The sequence below is a fragment of the Kitasatospora sp. NPDC001527 genome (assembly GCF_040298605.1).
Lineage (GTDB): Bacteria > Actinomycetota > Actinomycetes > Streptomycetales > Streptomycetaceae > Kitasatospora.
Genome location: NZ_JBEPAM010000007.1, coordinates 256,604 through 272,405 on the forward strand (window position 1 = coordinate 256,604; position 15,802 = coordinate 272,405).

General features: G+C 73.7%; 22 protein-coding genes and 1 pseudogene. 10 read left to right on the top strand and 13 right to left on the bottom strand.

Features of this window, described 5'->3' with window-relative positions:
- Positions 1-7 precede the first annotated feature (7 nt).
- Positions 8-376, bottom strand: a complete 369-nt coding sequence (locus ABT238_RS10505) for a hypothetical protein (protein ID WP_350569625.1) — start codon at positions 374-376, stop codon at positions 8-10.
- Between the two features lie 81 nt (positions 377-457).
- Here ABT238_RS10505 and ABT238_RS10510 point away from each other — a divergent pair, with 81 nt between their 5' ends.
- Complete coding sequence (locus tag ABT238_RS10510) at positions 458-1,099, top strand: DUF6461 domain-containing protein (protein WP_350569626.1); 642 nt, start codon at positions 458-460, stop codon at positions 1,097-1,099.
- Here the strand turns inward: ABT238_RS10510 and ABT238_RS10515 are convergent.
- From ABT238_RS10515 to ABT238_RS10535, 5 genes are all read right to left on the bottom strand, one after another.
- Positions 1,096-1,845 carry an NUDIX domain-containing protein gene (locus tag ABT238_RS10515; RefSeq protein WP_350756480.1) on the bottom strand — a complete coding sequence of 250 codons (750 nt, stop codon included), beginning with the start codon at positions 1,843-1,845 and terminating at the stop codon, positions 1,096-1,098. The genes ABT238_RS10510 and ABT238_RS10515 overlap by 4 nt on opposite strands.
- A gap of 32 nt (positions 1,846-1,877) precedes the next feature.
- Positions 1,878-2,018 carry a hypothetical protein gene (locus tag ABT238_RS10520; RefSeq protein WP_350569630.1) on the bottom strand — a complete coding sequence of 47 codons (141 nt, stop codon included), beginning with the start codon at positions 2,016-2,018 and terminating at the stop codon, positions 1,878-1,880.
- A gap of 193 nt (positions 2,019-2,211) precedes the next feature.
- On the bottom strand, positions 2,212-2,454 hold the full coding sequence (locus ABT238_RS10525) for a DUF397 domain-containing protein (protein ID WP_350756482.1): 243 nt from the start codon (positions 2,452-2,454) through the stop codon (positions 2,212-2,214).
- Between the two features lie 107 nt (positions 2,455-2,561).
- Positions 2,562-2,774, bottom strand: a complete 213-nt coding sequence (locus ABT238_RS10530; protein ID WP_350569632.1) for a DUF397 domain-containing protein — start codon at positions 2,772-2,774, stop codon at positions 2,562-2,564.
- 10 nt (positions 2,775-2,784) lie between these two features.
- Complete coding sequence (locus ABT238_RS10535; RefSeq protein ID WP_350756484.1) at positions 2,785-3,630, bottom strand: helix-turn-helix domain-containing protein; 846 nt, start codon at positions 3,628-3,630, stop codon at positions 2,785-2,787.
- A 104-nt stretch (positions 3,631-3,734) separates the two neighbouring features.
- Here ABT238_RS10535 and ABT238_RS10540 point away from each other — a divergent pair, with 104 nt between their 5' ends.
- The 3 genes from ABT238_RS10540 to ABT238_RS10550 all read left to right on the top strand — a co-directional run bounded on the left by ABT238_RS10540 (position 3,735) and on the right by ABT238_RS10550 (position 4,942).
- The gene (locus tag ABT238_RS10540) at positions 3,735-3,989 is read left to right on the top strand and encodes a hypothetical protein (protein ID WP_350756486.1); all 255 of its coding nucleotides are present in this window, start codon (positions 3,735-3,737) and stop codon (positions 3,987-3,989) included.
- Positions 3,986-4,552, top strand: a complete 567-nt coding sequence (locus tag ABT238_RS10545; protein ID WP_350756488.1) for an NUDIX domain-containing protein — start codon at positions 3,986-3,988, stop codon at positions 4,550-4,552. The genes ABT238_RS10540 and ABT238_RS10545 overlap by 4 nt, the downstream gene beginning before the upstream one ends.
- Positions 4,553-4,687: 135 nt before the next feature.
- Positions 4,688-4,942 (top strand): hypothetical protein, encoded by a 255-nt coding sequence (locus ABT238_RS10550; protein WP_350569639.1) that lies wholly within the window; start codon positions 4,688-4,690, stop codon positions 4,940-4,942.
- A 146-nt stretch (positions 4,943-5,088) separates the two neighbouring features.
- Here the strand turns inward: ABT238_RS10550 and ABT238_RS10555 are convergent, their stop codons facing one another.
- The 4 genes and pseudogenes from ABT238_RS10555 to ABT238_RS10570 all read right to left on the bottom strand — a co-directional run bounded on the left by ABT238_RS10555 (position 5,089) and on the right by ABT238_RS10570 (position 8,424).
- Positions 5,089-5,754 (bottom strand): nitroreductase, encoded by a 666-nt coding sequence (locus ABT238_RS10555; protein ID WP_350756490.1) that lies wholly within the window; start codon positions 5,752-5,754, stop codon positions 5,089-5,091.
- Between the two features lie 464 nt (positions 5,755-6,218).
- Positions 6,219-6,692, bottom strand: coding sequence for a serine hydrolase (locus ABT238_RS10560; protein WP_350756492.1), 474 nt, complete (start codon positions 6,690-6,692; stop codon positions 6,219-6,221).
- Between the two features lie 25 nt (positions 6,693-6,717).
- Positions 6,718-7,338: pseudogene (locus ABT238_RS10565) on the bottom strand (serine hydrolase domain-containing protein); the annotation flags it as partial.
- 72 nt (positions 7,339-7,410) lie between these two features.
- Positions 7,411-8,424: a S41 family peptidase gene (locus ABT238_RS10570; RefSeq protein ID WP_350756494.1), complete on the bottom strand. Its 1,014-nt coding sequence runs from the start codon at positions 8,422-8,424 to the stop codon at positions 7,411-7,413.
- A 92-nt stretch (positions 8,425-8,516) separates the two neighbouring features.
- Here ABT238_RS10570 and ABT238_RS10575 point away from each other — a divergent pair, with 92 nt between their 5' ends.
- The gene (locus ABT238_RS10575) at positions 8,517-9,089 is read left to right on the top strand and encodes an ArsR/SmtB family transcription factor (RefSeq protein ID WP_350756496.1); all 573 of its coding nucleotides are present in this window, start codon (positions 8,517-8,519) and stop codon (positions 9,087-9,089) included.
- 10 nt (positions 9,090-9,099) lie between these two features.
- Here ABT238_RS10575 and sigJ read toward each other — a convergent pair whose 3' ends face one another.
- Positions 9,100-10,062, bottom strand: a complete 963-nt coding sequence (sigJ, locus tag ABT238_RS10580) for an RNA polymerase sigma factor SigJ (protein WP_350756498.1) — start codon at positions 10,060-10,062, stop codon at positions 9,100-9,102.
- A gap of 110 nt (positions 10,063-10,172) precedes the next feature.
- On the opposite strand from sigJ, the gene ABT238_RS10585 reads away from it, so the two are divergent.
- The gene (locus ABT238_RS10585; protein WP_350569649.1) at positions 10,173-10,583 is read left to right on the top strand and encodes a hypothetical protein; all 411 of its coding nucleotides are present in this window, start codon (positions 10,173-10,175) and stop codon (positions 10,581-10,583) included.
- 33 nt (positions 10,584-10,616) lie between these two features.
- Here ABT238_RS10585 and ABT238_RS10590 read toward each other — a convergent pair whose 3' ends face one another.
- Positions 10,617-11,444: an SDR family oxidoreductase gene (locus ABT238_RS10590; RefSeq protein ID WP_350756500.1), complete on the bottom strand. Its 828-nt coding sequence runs from the start codon at positions 11,442-11,444 to the stop codon at positions 10,617-10,619.
- Positions 11,445-11,527: 83 nt separating this feature from the next.
- Between ABT238_RS10590 and ABT238_RS10595 the strand changes: the two genes are divergently transcribed.
- The 3 genes from ABT238_RS10595 to ABT238_RS10605 all read left to right on the top strand — a co-directional run bounded on the left by ABT238_RS10595 (position 11,528) and on the right by ABT238_RS10605 (position 14,456).
- On the top strand, positions 11,528-12,184 hold the full coding sequence (locus ABT238_RS10595; RefSeq protein WP_350756502.1) for a TetR/AcrR family transcriptional regulator: 657 nt from the start codon (positions 11,528-11,530) through the stop codon (positions 12,182-12,184).
- Between the two features lie 87 nt (positions 12,185-12,271).
- Positions 12,272-13,849 carry a serine protease gene (locus ABT238_RS10600; protein ID WP_350569655.1) on the top strand — a complete coding sequence of 526 codons (1,578 nt, stop codon included), beginning with the start codon at positions 12,272-12,274 and terminating at the stop codon, positions 13,847-13,849.
- A 199-nt stretch (positions 13,850-14,048) separates the two neighbouring features.
- On the top strand, positions 14,049-14,456 hold the full coding sequence (locus ABT238_RS10605; protein WP_350756504.1) for a hypothetical protein: 408 nt from the start codon (positions 14,049-14,051) through the stop codon (positions 14,454-14,456).
- Between the two features lie 22 nt (positions 14,457-14,478).
- On the opposite strand, the gene ABT238_RS10610 is transcribed toward ABT238_RS10605, so the two are convergent.
- Complete coding sequence (locus tag ABT238_RS10610; protein ID WP_350569659.1) at positions 14,479-15,297, bottom strand: arylamine N-acetyltransferase family protein; 819 nt, start codon at positions 15,295-15,297, stop codon at positions 14,479-14,481.
- 290 nt (positions 15,298-15,587) lie between these two features.
- Here ABT238_RS10610 and ABT238_RS10615 point away from each other — a divergent pair, with 290 nt between their 5' ends.
- On the top strand, positions 15,588-15,734 hold the full coding sequence (locus ABT238_RS10615; RefSeq protein WP_350569661.1) for a hypothetical protein: 147 nt from the start codon (positions 15,588-15,590) through the stop codon (positions 15,732-15,734).
- Positions 15,735-15,802: the final 68 nt, after the last annotated feature.

Consider the following 15,802-nt stretch of genomic DNA (forward strand, 5'->3'; position numbering starts at 1 on the left):
CACGCTATCAACCGCCGCGACGCAGGGCGGCGTACTCGTCGGTCAGAGCGGCACAGGTGCACCAGTCGCCCGTGCACGGGGTGCCGGCCTCGGAGCCGTACGGACCGAGGCCGACCATCAGCCGGATCACCTCCGCGCGTTCCGGCTCGCCGAGGACCGGGCGCGTTCCGCGGCCCCCGGCGAGGCGCCAGGTGACCGGAAGGGTCTCCAGGTCCAGGCTGACCCGTGCGTCGATGAACAGGGTGTGGAGCGGGTGGTCGGGAAAGCCGTTGAGGCGCAGCACCCACCACTGGCCGTCGACCCGGGCGGCGTGCGGGAAGACGTTCGAGTCCGTGTCGTGCCACGGGACTTCGGCGGGCAGCTCGGGCCGCGTCATGACCGGGGAGATGGTGCCGGTGTCGACATGGCCCCATTCTGCGCGCTTCCGGTGTCGGCGCGGTAGGGCAGGATCACCGGCATGACGGACGGAATCGCCTGGCTCGCGGAGCCACAGAGCATCGCCTTCGGCGGCTACAGCGTGACGCTGGCCCGAGGGCTCGGGACCGAGGCGCTGGCGGCGCGGATCGCGGCCTCGGTCCAGTGGTCGAAGCGGACCGTGGAGCCGGCCGGGGAACTCACCGGTGAGGGGCTGGTCGAGGCCTTGGAGTCGGAGTTCGGGGACGCCTGGGACGGGATCGGGCTGCGGCTGGGGGTGAGCGGTGGGTGGACCTTCGCGGTGGCGTACGGGGGCTGGTTCGGGGAGTTCCGGAACGATCCGGCGATCTCCGAGGGCGGGGCCGAGGTCTTCCGGCTGGAATACGAGGAGGAGAACGGCAAGCCGGTGCCGCCGACCTTCCACTACCACCGGGACGGCCGGACGGTGTGCTCGTTCAACCTGCACCTGGACGACTCCTGGGGCAACGGCCGGGTCGAGGGTGACCCGCAAGTCGCGGACGAGGTCAGGGAATCGCTCGGCGCGGAAGGCCTTCCGGACGACGAGCGGGAGCACCGCGAGGTGCACCGGACCACCCTGGGGGTGCTGGAGCGGCACTTCGGTCTGGCACTCCCCAGGGCCCTGGTCCTGGAGGCCCCGCTGCCGGCCGTCCTGCTCGCCGACTAACCGGGCGGCCGCTGCCGGGCGTAGCGGTGGACGACCGGGTCCAGGTAGTCGGCGTGCGGGCCGGGGAGGCCGGGCAGGTCACCGGGGGAGCGGACGAAGGCCAGCTCGACCAGCTCCCGCTCGGGCGGCGCGAGCGCTCCGAAGCGTTCGCGCAGCTCCGGCTCGGGCCGCGGTGGGGCGAGGAAGAGCACGCCGACGCTGCCGTACTGGCCCCGGGTGACCGCCCAGAGCGCCAACTCGCCCGGACCGGCGGCCACTCCGGTCTCCTCGGCGAGCTCCCGGACGGCGTTGCGGCGCAGCGCGGCGAGGTCGAGGCGCTCGCCGTCCGGCGGGGGTTCGACGCCGCCGCCGGGCGGCTGCCACCGGCCGGGGGCGGAGGTGGACGGCGACATCCGGCCGACGAGCACCCGGCCGTCGTCGGTGGGCTGGAGCACGCTCACCGACAGGGAGGCGGTCGGGGCGGTGGAGCTCGTGACACGGCGCAGCGCGTAGTGCCGGTACGTCACGCGGGACCAGTACACGTGGAGCTCCCCGGGGCGCGGCCACGACGTGCCCGCGCACGCCACCACCGGGCCGTCGAAGAGCTTGGGATTGGCCGCGACGGCGTCCTCCCAGGCACGGTCACGGGCCTGTCGCTCCTGCGCCGTGAGGCGCGGGGCGGGTACTTCGACGAGCCGGATCCGGCGGACGCCCAGCACTTCGGCGCGCGGCGGTGGCGGGGGTGTGACGGCGGCTGCTTCGGGCATCCGCCCATGGAAGCAGGTACCGGCCGTCCGGGTCAGCTCGGCGCGACGGGGAACGGGGAAGAGCCGTAGGCCCGTTCGGCGGCCGTCACCACCCGGAGCGGGAACGCGTCGAGCGCGATCGGCGGGGAGGCCGGGAAGCCGGGGCGCAGCGCGGTGTCGGGGAAGAAGACCACCTGGCAGCGGCGGCAGAACCAGGCGGCCTGCCGGACGTGCTGGCGGTGCTGCCAGCAGGCGTTCAGCAGGCCGTGGTTGTCGGCGAAGGCGCGTTCGTGGCGGCGGCCACGCTGAGATCTCGGCCTCCATGGGCATGGTGGCCGATGAGGAAGGCACCTGCTGCTGAGCCGCGCTCCGGTGCGCCGGTCAGGGCTACAGGAGGTCGAACTCGTCGGCCTTGACGGCGGTGAGGAAGGCACGCCAGGCGTCGGTGGGGAAGAGGAGGGCGGGGCTGGCGGGGTCCTTGGAGTCACGGACGGGAACAAGACCGGTGAAGTCGGGCGCGATTTCGACACAGTTCCCGCTGTTACCACTGTGTCGCGACTTCACCCATCGGGCGCCGTGGAGATCGATGGTTGCCATTTGGGACCCTCGCGATTCGGGGCGGATGCGCATGGTCCTCACGGTAGGTGTGGTCGATCGGCCGCGTGAACCCCAGAACCGGCCAGTGAGTGAGGAGGGCCCTGACCGGCGAGGCGGTCAGGGCCCTCGGAAGTCGGCGGTCAGATGGCGCCGAACTCGCCGGCCTGGACGGCGGAGAGGAAGGCACGCCAGGCGTCGGTGGGGAAGACGAGGGCGGGCCCGGCGGGGTCCTTGGAGTCACGGACGGGGACGATGCCGGGGAAGTCGGGGGCGACCTCGACGCAGGTCCCCCCATTGTTGCTGTAGGAGGACTTGAACCAGGCAGCGGTGGACAGGTCTACGGGGCCGTTCATGACGTTCCTTTCACGCCTGACGGATCATCTCCAGTGAGGCGGCTTTCGGCAGCGCTTCCACTGTGAGCTGATGGTAGTCCCTTTCCAAGGATCGGGCGGTTTCGCTCTGCCGAACGAGGAAGCCGCGCATCTGGCACTCGGAGTATGAGAGCACCGAGCGGTCCGCCAAGGTCAGCAACGTGACCACCATGGTGAACGGAAGTTCCTCGGCCAGGCTGTACGGCGCGATCTGGATGGTGACATTGGGCCGGGCCGCCAGCTCCGCCAGGTGTCGGAGCTGGCGGCGCATCACCTCTCGGCCGCCGACCGGACGGTGGAGGCAGCCCTCGTCGAGGACGAAGTGGAGCCACGGAGCCGGGGTCCGGTCCATCAACTTCTGGCGAGTCAGCAGGAAATTGACTCGGTCGTCAGCCTGCTCGGTGGTGATCTTTCCGCGTCGTACAGCGGCGGCGGCGAACGCCGCCGCGTACTCCGGGGTCTGCAGGAGCCCAGGGACAATGCCGAGTTCGAAGTGCCGAATCTCGACGGCCTTGGCCTCCTGGGAGGCGTATTCGGGGAACCCTTCGAGGAGTGAGGTGTTGCTGATGTTCCAGAACATCAGCTCCAGGGTGCCGCCGGTATCAAGCGCATCATCGGACTGGATGGCGAACGGAAGAGTGGGATTCCGCGTCCCTCTTTCGATGCAGGACACCAGGGTGTCGCTGTAGCCGATGATCTTCCCCAGGCCGACCTGGGTGAGCCCCTTCGCCTCGCGTGATCTGCGGAGTTGGACCCCGAAGGCCGCTGCGGGAGATGACGTTGAGTCAAGTGACGTTCGCCGCATGTTCGATCGCCTCTCGTGGGGTGAATCCCACATGGCTGAAGTGTCCAGTACGAACGCTTCCGATCGTAGCTCAGATCCCCCCACCATGGATACGGGTCGTAGTGATCCCAATGCACAGCGCAATCAATGGAGCCCCCATGCCCAGTCGCCCCCGCATGCCCGTTTACGCCCCCACCGTCGGCGAGATCGTCCTCGACCTCGGGCACCGTGACTTCTCCGGAAAGCCGGTCGAGGCCGTCTACATGGACACCCTCGCCGGGCTCGTCTACCTCCGGCCCGAGGGCGGCGGGTGCGAGTGGACCACCAAGCCCGACCACCTCCAGGCCCTCGCCGAACCCCGCTTCACCGCCGTCCAGCACCCCGGCCGGCCCCGCGTCGCCGACGTGGCGTGAGCCGCCCCCTCAAGCCGGCCACCGCCCTCCTCGGCGTCCCCATCCTCAGCGCCCTCCCCGCCACCGCCGCCTGCCGGCCCATCCACGACGGGCCTCTCGCACCGCAGTTGCTGATATTCGGGCTGATCCTCACCACCGGCATCTCAGCCGGACTGCCCGCCTGCTTCACCTGGCTCTCGCACAAACAGGAGCACCACGTGCCACACACCCTCCCCGCCATCCTCACCCACCCGCCCCGCCGCCGCCTCGGCCACCAGACCCTCATCCTCAACCGCGACGGCGCCGTCCTCCTCGTCGCCACCACCTACAAAACCGGCCTCATCCTCCCCGGCGGCAGCGCCGAGGCCAACGAACTCCCCCACCTCGCCGCCCGCCGCCACACCGAGACCGAAACCGGCCTCGCCCTCCCCCTGCGCCACATCCTCGCCACCGACTACGTCGACGCCCGACACCTTCCCGACGCCATGGCCCCCGACCAGCACCGCCGCACCACCCACGCCCTCACCGCCCTCACCCGCGGCATCCACCTCCCCTTCCTCCTCCGCGGCACCCCCGCCGAATAGTCGGAGGCGGGTGCTCCGGGGCCAGTGTCCTTTCCCCGCCCGGGGCGTTGAGTCGGGCGGGGCGTCGCAAGGGCGCCGTTTCCGACAGCAGCCACCGGGCCGCTCACCGGTCCGGTGGCCGGGAAGGGGAAGACCATGGCCACGTACAACACGGAGATCCACACGGGCGGCGGGGGCTGGCAGGAGGACAAGCCCCTCACGCTCAACATCGCCAGCCGCGGGTCCGTCGTCGGCGACGGCGCCCCCGCCACGGGGACGTCCGTCACCTGGAGCAGCGACGACGCCGGTTCGGCCAGCGTCACCTTCTTCGACGACGGTTCCCGCTTCGAGGGCACGGCCCGCTTCCCGGGCGAGGGCCCCGTCGAGTACCGGGGCACCCTGGCCGATTGATCGGCCGTCCCGACGAGTAGGCCCGAATGAAACGGCCCCTCGCGCACCCGCGCGAGGGGCCGCAGACGCCTCAGGCGTCCCGCCGAGCCCGCCCCGCGGGCGAATTGGCGTGTGGGCCCGGCCTGTCGGTCTCGGCCGTCCGACGGTCACACGCCGATGAAGCTCACCGTCTCCGTCATGTCCGCCCGCCCGGTGCGCAGGCGCGGCACGCCGTCCTTCTCGAAGCCCACGGAGACGCCGCAGAACAGCACGAGTCCGTCATCGGCTCCGACTGCCCGGCCGACCGTCTCCCGGTACACCGTCCACATCACCTGGGGGCAGCTGTGCAGCCCCTCGGCCCGCAACAACAGCATGACCGTCTGCAGGTACATCCCCGCGTCAGCCCACTGGCCGGGCCCCATCGTCCGGTCGAGATAGCAGAACAGGACGGCCGGCGCCCCGAACGCCTCCGCGTTCAGGGCGGCGATCTTTCTGGGCCGGTCCGGGTCGTCGCGCTGGATCCCCAGCGATGCGTACCGCTGGGCGGCGGCAGCGGCAAAGCGGTCCAGATGCGGCGAGTCCAGCCCGTCCGGGTACATCGGGTACTCACGCTCGTCGCCCGGGTCCCCCGCCAGGGCCCTGGCTGTCGCGGTCCGCTTGAGCGCCGCCAGGGGTTCACCGGTCACGACGTACAGATGCCACGGCTGGAGGTTCCCGCTGGACGGTGCCCGCGTCGCAGCGGTCAGCACGCGTTCGAGCACCTCCCTGGGCACGGGCTCATCGCTGAACGCCCGCACGGCCCGGCGACTGTCCACGGCCTCGTACACGTCCACGTCTTCTTCGTGTCCTCTCGGTCGATCGGGCCCGTCCACCGTACGCAGCCGTCGGTACCGGGCACCGGGGCCCCGTATCCACGGCACTGACCACCCTGGACGTGGACGAGCCGCGAGCGCAGCAGTCCGGACGCCGACCCGCAGGTCGGCCAACCCCCTTGGAATCAACCATCAAGGCCCCGGGAACGTGACACCCGCCGTCGGGCGACGGCCGTTGACGCCGTCGGCTCCGGAAGCGCGGGGGCGTGCGCGAGAAGTCGGACCCGCCGACTTCTCGCGCACCCTTCGCCGCCGCCGGGGAGTTACTGCTCAACCCCTCGCGCGGCGCTTCGGCCCGGAGGCCGGGCGCCCCGGAAGCTTCACACGGAATTCGATCGCCCACCACCGAAGACCGGCGGGGACGGCCGAACGGCCTGGTCGAGGTGCCCCGATGGGCGCCCGGTCCTGCCCCGCATGCGCGTCGCTCAGCGGCAGAACTCGGCCTCGGCGAGGGGGCGTTCGCCCTCGGCCCAGTCGGCGTTGGTGTTGAACACCGCGGCGTGGCGGCCGTCGCGGGTGGTCAGCGCCGCCGTCTCCGAGCCGTGGATGCCGCCGGTGTGGCCCCAGACGGTGACGCCGCAGCTGAGCTTGACGCTGCCGATGCCCAGGCCGGCGCCGCCGGCGGCGGGGACCATCTCGTCCATCTCGGCCTGCGGCAGCAGCTTTCCGCGCATCAGGGCGGAGTAGAAGCGGGTCAGGTCGGCGGTGGTGGAGATCATCTCCCCGGCCGCCCCGCCCCAGGACGGGTTGAGCTCGGTGGTCTCCACCGGAGTGGGGGAGCCGCCGAACAGCATGGAGTAGCCGAGCGCGTGCGGCCGGGGGATGCCGGCGGCGGTGCCGGGCAGGCTGGTCGCGGAGAGGCCGAGGGGGGCGGATGATCCGCCGTTCGATCTCCGCACCGTACGGGCGGCCGGTCACCTTGGCGATGACCATCCCGGCCAGGATGTAGTTGGTGTTGGAGTACGCGCGGGACGTCCCCGGCGGGAACACCGGCGGGTGGGAGAGCGCCGTCCGCACCAGGTCCTCGGGCCGGTAGGTGTCGTGGCGGTGGGTCAGGAAGTCGGGGCCGGCCAGCCGCTGGATCATCAACGGGTCGGCGTCGTAGGAGAACAGCCCGCTGGTGTGCGCCAGCAACTGCCGGAGCGTGATCGCCGACCCGTCGTTGCCGTTCCCCCGCACCACGCCGGGCAGCCACTTCTCCACCGTGTCGTCCAGATCGAGCCGCCCCTCGGCCTGGAGTTGGAGCACCACGGTGGCGGTGAAGGTCTTCGTCAGGCTCCCGATCCGGAACTTCTCCCGGGGCGAGCGGGGCTGCCCCGAGGTGTCGGCCACTCCGACCGCCGCCGACCAGGTGCCGCCGCCCTCCAGGACGCCGACTATCGTGCCTGGCAGCTTCTCGGTCCGGACGTACTCCTCCATCGCCGCCCGGGTCGCTCCGTGTCCGCCGCCACCGGCGGCGGCGGCCGATGTCACCGTGCCCACCGTCAGCGCGGCGGCCACCGCCACCGCGCCGAATCCGCGCCGAAGCGCCCCCTGCCGAGCCATGCCGACCTCCGAGGTCCGAATCGCCCGCCTCCCGCAGAGGGATCAACGCCCGGGCCAACCGGGCGAGTTCCGTCAGAGACGACCCTCCGGCGAGGGGGAGCGGTCCTCCGTCGGGCCGTCCAGCACCCGCCGGGCCTCCTCGACCGAGGCCGAAGCCGACGGGGTGTCGCCGCCGAGGCGGGCCACCTCGACCAGCGCGGCGCGGTGGGCCACCTCGTGCGCGACGGCCGGGTCCGTCTCCGTGTCCGGGACCACGCCGGTGCCCTCCCAGTTGCCGCCCGACACCGGGTTGATCGCGCGGGCCGTCGGGATGGTGGCCTCCAGGTGGGGGTGGACGGTGAAGCCCCGGCGGGGGTTGGCGCCGCCGCCGGACGTCTCGCCGATCACCACGGCGCGGCCGCGCTGCTGGAGGTTGTACGCCAGCTCCTCGCCGCCCGAGAAGGTGGCCCTGCCGATCAGCACGTAGAGCGGCTTGCTGCCGCCGAAGCGAGGGCCGGGCGGCAGCGCGGGGCTCCAGAACTGCTGCTCGGAGTCCTCCTCGCGGTCGTAGAGGGTGTTCAGGTGCGTCGGCTCGTCGAAGAGGTGGCCGCAGATGTGGGCGGTCGTGTACGGGTGGCCGCCGACGCACTCGCGCAGATCCAGGATCAGCGCCTCGGCCGGCGCGACCAGGGTGAGCGCGGCGTCCAGCGAGGCGCCGGTCATGTCGAGCGGGAAGAGGATCGGGGCGAGCTTCAGCAGGGCGACGCCGCCCTCTAGGCGCTCGATCCGGGGGACGCCGCCGAGCGAGAGGTCGGCGGCCCGGGTCAGCTCGGCGAGGAGGGCGCCGTCCTCCTTCTCGGCCGGGATCGCCCTCGGGTGGAACTTCAGCCGCAGGTGGCCGTCGCCGTTGACCGCCTGGAGGTCCTCGGTGACCAGCCGGCCGAGCGTCTCGGCGTCCCCCGCCCGGTGGTAGCGGCCCCGGGCCAGCGCCTCGCCGAGGCCGCCGGCGATCCGCTCGGCGACTTCGGGGAAGACGTAGAGCTCCGTCGTGAGCCGGCTCACCTCGGTGACGATCCCGGTGATCTCGGCCGGCTGCAGCTGTGTCATGTGCCGTCCCCTGCTGGTGGTGATCGGATCAGGTTGGCGACGAGTAGAGCACGCGGCTTGCGAAAGCGTCAAGAAAAGTGGACGCTTTCGGCATGGCGGACGAGACGCAGCACGAGACGCGGGGCCGGACGGAGAACCAGGCCCAGGATCAGGCCCAGGCCCAGACCCAGGACGACGAGCTCACCATCGAGAGTCCACAGCAGTACAAGGCGCTCTCCCACCCGCTGCGCCAACGGCTGCTGCTGGCCCTCGGTGGCCAGGCCGCGTCGGTCAGCCGGCTGGCGGCGGTGCTGGACTGCGGCAAGGGCACGGTGGCCCACCACCTCAAGGTGTTGCAGGACGCCGGCGTCGTCCGCATCGCCGAGACCCGCAAGGTGCGCGGCGGCAGCGAGCACCTCTACCGGCGCACCGCCCGGCGGATCACCGTGGCCGGCGGGGACACCGGGCCGACCGCCGCGCTGCTCGGCGCGGTGGCCGAGGAGTGCGCCAAGGCGCCGCAGGAGCCGCTGATGGTGCTGCGGCACCTACGGCTGACCGCCGACCAGGCCGCCCGCCTCGGCGAGGCCCTCCAGGCCCTGGTGGCCGAGGCCACCGAGGCCCCGGAGGGCGAGCCGGTGCACGGCGTGCTGGTCGCGCTCTACGAACAGGGCACCGGTCGCGCCTGACCGGCCTCGCCTAACCGGCCGCGCCGCCCGACGCCGTCCAGCGGCCCAGCTTCTCCGGGTTGCGGACGGCCCAGATCCGGGTGATCCGGCCGTCCACGAGGTCCAGGGCCGCCACCGTCGCGGTGACGCCGTCGCGCTGGGCGACCAGGCCGGGCAGGCCGTTGACCGTGCGCTCCAGGAGGGTGAGCCCGGGGGCCTTCTCGGCCATCAGCACCAGGTACCGGGCGATCCGCGCGCCGCCCTCGACCGGGCGGACCGCGGCGCCGACCAGGCCGCCGCCGTCGGCCACCATGGTCGCCGCCGGGTCGAGCAGGCCGACCAGGGCCTCGATGTCCCCGGCCTCCCAGGCCCGCCGGAAGCTCCGCACCACGGCGGCCTGCTCCGCCCGTCCGGCCTGCTCCGCCCGTCCGGCCTGCTGTGCCCGCCCGCCCTGCGGGGCCCGGGCGGCGCGGATCCGCCGCCGGCCGGAGGAGGCCAGCTGGCGGCAGGCCGCGGCCGTCCGGTCGACGATCACGGCGATCTCGGGGAACGGGTAGCGGAAGACGTCGTGCAGGACGAACACCACCCGCTCGGCCGGCGTCATCGACTCCAGGACGACGAGGAAGGCCATGCTCACCGACTCGTCCAGGGTGATCCGGTCGGCCGGGTCGCCGGACCCGGCCGGGCCGCCGCCGGGCCACTCGGCGCGGTCGGGCAGCGGCTCGGGCAGCCACTCGCCGACGTAGCGCTCGCGCCGGACCCGTGCCGAGCCGAGCACGTCCAGGCAGACGCGGCTGACCACCGTCGTCAGCCAGGCGCCGGGGGAGGCGACGGCCTCCCGTCGCGCGGGCGGCATCGCGTACCAGCGGGCGTAGGCCTCCTGCACGGCGTCCTCGGCCTCGGCCGGTGAACCGAGCATCCGGTAGGCGAGGTCGGTCAGGTGGCGCCGCTCGCCGAGGACGCCGTCCGTGCGCCGCTCGTTCCCGGTGTCCATGCCGGCCGCCCCCTGCTCGTCCCACCCGCCTCACACTTCGCGGGCCTGCGTCGTCGAATCAGCGGGACACTACCGATCCACCGCCGCGAGGCAGGAAGAGGGACCGCACCATGGCCATCCCGACGAGTACCGCACCGACCGCCGCCGCCCGCCGCGGCTTCACGTTCTCGCAGGTCGCGGTCGCCCTGCAGACCCTGGCGATCTTCTTCCAGGCGGCCACCGCCGGCCTGCTGCTCTCCACCGCCTACGGGGAGACGCTGCACGGCGTCGGCGCCCGGGTGATGTACGGCGCCTCGATGCTCTACCTGCTCGCCGCCGTCCTGGCCTGGCGTCCGGGCGGCGGCCCGGCCCGCCCGATCCTGTACGCCACCGGGTTCCTCGTGCTCGCCTCGGCCCAGGTGGTCCTGGGCGTCACCCACCACCCCGCGCCGCACGTGCCCCTCGGCGTGCTGATGTTCGGCCTGAGCCTGCTCGACCTCGGCCGCGCGGTCACGGCCGCGCCGGGCCGCGCCGCCCGGTAGGCCCGGGCGGCGCACCTCCCAGCGCGCCGCGTGTCAGAGCGTCAGCGCGGTGGGCTGGGCGTCCGGCCGCACCGCGGCGTCCGTGCCGCCGTCGACGAACAGGGTGACCCCGGTGGTGAAGCGGGCCTCGGGCCGCAGGAACTGGTGCACCCAGAAGGCGATGTCCTCGGGCCGGCCGAAGACGCCCAGCGGCATGGGGGTGGGGAAGGCGTCGGCGTCCAGGTCCTCGCCCGCGCCGGTGGACCCGAGCATCAGCGGGGTGACCACCGCGCCGGGCGCGATGACGTTGAGCAGCACGCCCTCGCGGGCCCACGCCGGCGTGACGGCGGTCCGGCGCACCCAGCGGGCCAGCGCGAACTTGGAGGTCGCGTAGGCGGAGATGCTCGGCGCCTCCCGCACCGCCCCGGCGGGCAGCGCCTCCTGGGCCGCCCGGGCGTGCTCGCGGGCCGCGTCCTCGCCGCCCGCGAGCAGCAGGCCGACCAGCCGCTCGTCGATCATCGGGACGGTGGTCGAGGAGTTGGAGCCGATCACGACCGCGCGCCCCGCCGCCGAGCGGGCGAGCGCCGGGCGCAGCCCCTCCAGCAGGGCGACCGGGCCGAAGTAGTTGATGGAGGCCACCGCGGCGGCGTCCTTCATCGCGGGGCCGACGCCGGCCACCGCGGCCACGCCGTCCAGGGCCCCGCCGGAGGCGTCCAGGATCCCCTGGACGGCGGCCCGGCGGCCTTCGGCGGTGCCGAGGTCGGCGGTGATGTCGGCGTCGCGGAGGTCGACGCCGATGACGGTGTGGCCGGCCTCCCGGAGGACGGCGGCGCTGGCGGCGCCCATGCCCGAAGCGGAGCCGGTGACGGCGTAGGTACCCATGGTGGAAGCCTCTCGTTCATTCGCCAATCGCGATTCAATCACTGATTGGATGGTAACTCGGTCGCGTGTGGTGCAATGGCGGCATGCCGGATGGAACAGCTCAGGACCAGAACCCGACCCCGGACCCCGCCTCGACCCGGGACCGGCTGCTCGCGGCCGCCGAGCGGCTCTTCCTCCAGCGCGGCGTGGGCCAGGTCTCGGTCCGGGCGATCAACGCGGAGGCGGGCCTCAACCCCGGCGCGGTGCACTACCACTTCGGCTCCCGGGAGGGCCTGGTCACCGCGCTGCTCGGGCGCGAGCTGTTCCCGCTGTGGCGGGAGCGGCTGGAGGCGGCCACCCACCTGCCCGCGACCGCGGGGCCGGCCCAGGTGCGCGCGCTCGTCACGGCCGTCGCCGGACCGTTCGACGAACTGGTGCGCACCGAGCGCGGCCGGATGCTCTGCCGGCTGCTCGCCCAGACCATGCTCACCGCCGACCGGCCGCTCAGCGGCTCCCCCTGGGCGGGCACCGCCCCGTTCGAGGTCGTGCTCGGCCGGGCGCTGCCCGACCTGACCGTCCGCGAGATCACCGACCGCTGGCGGCTCGCCTTCACCGCGCTGCTGGAGACCTACGGGCGGCCGCTCGCCGCCGAGGTGGACGCCTCCGCCGAACCGTCCTTCCCCGCGTTCTCCACCGTGGTCGCCTTCCTCACCGCCGGCCTGACCGCCGAGCCCGCGGACGCCGGGACCCCGGCCGGCTGACCGGGGAGAGCGCCCCCGGCGTCGCCGTTCCGTCCGGACGTGGCCCGGATCACAGGAACTCCGGGCGCCGAACGGGCAGGTCAGGGCATGACCGCTACTTCCGTACCCCGCCGCACCGCCCTGCGGGCCCTGGCCGTCGCCGTCGCGCTGGTGGCCGGCGTGACGCCCGCCTGGGGCGGCACGGCCCTCGCCGCCGAGCCCGAGACGTACACGCTGACGATCCGGCACCTGGACCGCTCCGGCCAGGCGCCCGCGCACTACCGCACCTCCGTCACCGGGATCTCCGGCGCCGGTGCCGATCTGTCGGTGCAGCCGCACGACCCCTCCGGCGTCACCACCGTGCGGCTGCCCAAGGGCCGGTACCTGCTGGAGAGCGATCTCTACACCGACGACGCGGCGGACGGCGAGGACTGGATCGTCCAGCCGCGCCTGGACCTCGACCACGACACGACCGTCACCGTCGACGCGCGGACCACCGCCCCCTTCGACCTCCGGCCCCCGGACGGCTCCGCGGTCTTCGTGACCAGCGGGATGTTCCTGGAGGTCACGCACCAGGGGGCCACCCGGATGGCCAGCATCGTCAAGGCGACGCCGACCCTGCGGGTGGCCCACCTCGGGCCCGAGTCCGAGGCGGGATCGGTGCGGCAGTGGTTCGACTCCTACTGGAGCACCGCCACCGGCGGCTACGCCCTCGGCCGGACCCACACCGGCTCGCGCGCGCTGAGCGGGCTCACCCACCGCTACACCGCGCAGGAGCTGGGCGCCGTGCGGATCCGCGGCGCGGTCCGCCCGGGCGCCGGGGGGAGCGCGGCCTTCGACATCGCCCCCACCCCCGGACCGTCCGCCGGCTCGACCGTCGGCGGCTCCTTCTCCATGCCGGACCCCGCCACCGCGACCGTCTACGTGACGCCCGAGCGCGGCCCCTGGGACGTCACCTTCGCCGCGTCCGACAACTGGACGAACCGCTACTTCGCCGACGGCATCGCCGTCCCGGCCGGGGCCACCACCACGCACACCTTCGGCAACGCCGTCTTCGCCCCCGCCCTGCCGCCGGGCCGGGGCGTCGAACGCGACGGCGACACGATCACCGCGAGGATCCCGCTGCTCGCCGACGGCGACGGCCACATGTCGGCGGCGCCGTCCTTCGACACCGCCTACACCTCGCTGTACCGCGACGGCGTGCTGGTCGGCGCCCGGTCCGGCGAGGACGCCGCGGCCGGACGCGCCGCCTTCACCGTGCCCCCGGGGCAGGCCTCCTACCGGCTGGCCGCCACGGTGACCCGCAAGGCCGCGAGCGGCGCGACCACCCGGCTGAACGCGTCGTGGACCTTCGCCTCGGCCACGACCACCGGGCCGGCCGCGGTGCCGGTCAGCGTCGTGCGGTTCTCGCCCGAGCTGAGCCCGACCGGCACCGCGCCGGCCGGGAGCGCGATCCGGGTGCCGGTCACCGTGCAGGGCGCCGCCGCCGACGGCCGCGTCCGCTCGCTGACGGTCTCGGCGTCCACCGACGGCGGCGTCTCCTGGGCCGGCCTGCCGGTCGAGGCCGGCGCCGTGACGGTCCGCAACCCGGCGGCGGGGGCAGGCGTCTCGCTGCGGGCGGAGCTGACCGACGCCGACGGCAACACCCTCGACCAGACCGTCCTGGACGCCTACCGCACCGAGTGACCCCCGGGTTCCGCCCCGCCGGAGGCGATCCGGCGGGGCGGGGCGCGGAATCGCGCCACGGAGGGGTCAAATCCAGTACTCCTGACGGGATTTGGGGCCGTCCGGGAGTGGGTGGCGGGCCGGGTGGAAGCATCTGCCATGTGAAGCGTGACATGGCACATCCTCAAAGCCCCTCCTGTCCTCGAAGGAGAGAACTCCGATGAAGCGTTTCGTTGCGGTCCTCGCGGTCGGCGCCGCGCTGTCCGGGCTCGGCGTCGCGGGCGCCACCCAGGCCACCGCCCGGCCCACGGACACGACCACCTGCGGCTACGGCGTCGGCACGTCGGTCTGCCTGACGATCGACGGCCGCCTCGCCTCCGCCACCGGCTGGGTGGGATCGGCCGGCGGGGCCCCGCAGATGGCCGGCTTCGAGCTGGAGCTGCGCACCACCGCCGGCTCCGTCCTGGAGCGCGAGGACCTCGGCGCTGTCGTGGGGGGCGGTGGGATCACGGTCGGTCCGGTGGCGGCCACCGTCCCGTGCGGCGTCGGCATCACCGCCAAGTTCACCACCATCCGGACGGGCCGGCCGACGGTGAGCGCCACGGTCACGGTGCCGGCCGTCTGCTGAGCCCGCGCCCTGGCTCCGGCGGTCAGTCCTCGCGCTGGGCGCGCAGGCCGGGCGGCGGGGTGATGCCGAACTCGGACTCCAGGACCGCCCGGATCCCCGGCGCGCCGTCGAGCTCCTCCACCGTCACGGTGCCGTCGTGCGCGGTGCGGGTGAGCGTGGTGCCGTCGAGCGACAGGTGGCCGGCGGCGAGCGTGCGCTGCGCGAAGAGGCGGCGGAACGGCGAGCGCGGGTGGGTGGCCACGTACCAGTTGGCGACGGCGATGTCGGGCGGCGGCGCCGGGTCGAGGGTGAACGACACCAGCTCCCGCCATCCGTCGCCGGTCCGTGCCCGGAGCACCCACACCGGCACGGGCCCGTCCGCCTCCTCCAGGGCCAGCAGGTGCCGGCGGCCCCGGCCCTCCCGGATCACGCCGGGGATCATCGGCAGCGGCTCCAGCAGGGCGTCCGCCGACCCGAACCCGACGTCCACCAGGTAGCGCGTCGCGCCCGCCCCGGGCACCCGGACGGCCAGCACCAGGTGGGTGCGCGGCCGGACCTCCCCGGGCCGGGCGCGCACCCGCACCCGGCCGGTGTGGCGGGCCACGCCGTAGCCCAACTGCTCCAGTACGGCGGCGAACAGGGTGTTGTGCTCGAAGCAGTAGCCGCCGCGCGCGCCCGCGACGATCTTGGCTTCGAGGTCGGCGACGTCCAGCGACGGGACGGTGCCCATCACGACGTCGATGTTCTCGAACGGCACGGCCAGCAGGTGCGCGTGCTGCAGTGACCGGAGCGTGTCCAGGGTGGGCGAGCGCTCGCCGTCCCACCCGATCCGTGCGAAGTACTTGTCGAGGTCGACGCTCATACCGCCACCGTACGGACCGGACGGCGTCCCGGCCTCCGGCCGCGGTCCGGCCCGCGCTCGATCCTGCGACATCGCCGTGGCCGCCGTCGCGGTCGTCGTCAGGCGGTCGATCGGTGAACCGGTCAACGTCCGCGACCTCTTCGGCCCGCCGGTGGTGCTCACCGCCCTCGGTGTCTGGGCCGTCCTGGAGGTCGACGGGCTGGACGGCGCCGACGTGGCCTGGGTGGCCGGCGGCTGCCTCCTCGGGGTCGGCCTCGGCGCTCTACGGCCTGGTCGCCCGCAGGCTCGGCATGCACGAGGACGCCCGCCCGCTCAACCTCGCCATCGGCACCGGCTTCCTCGGCGAGGCGCTCGTCATCGGCTACCGGGGGCTGCGCAGCGGCGCGGCCTTCGCCCCGGAGAGGCCCGGCCCGCTGGACCGGCTCACCCGCCGCTGAGCACGCGGGCGCCGTGACCCCGGGCGCCGTGACCGCGGACGTCGTGACGGCGGGCCGTTACGCAGTCG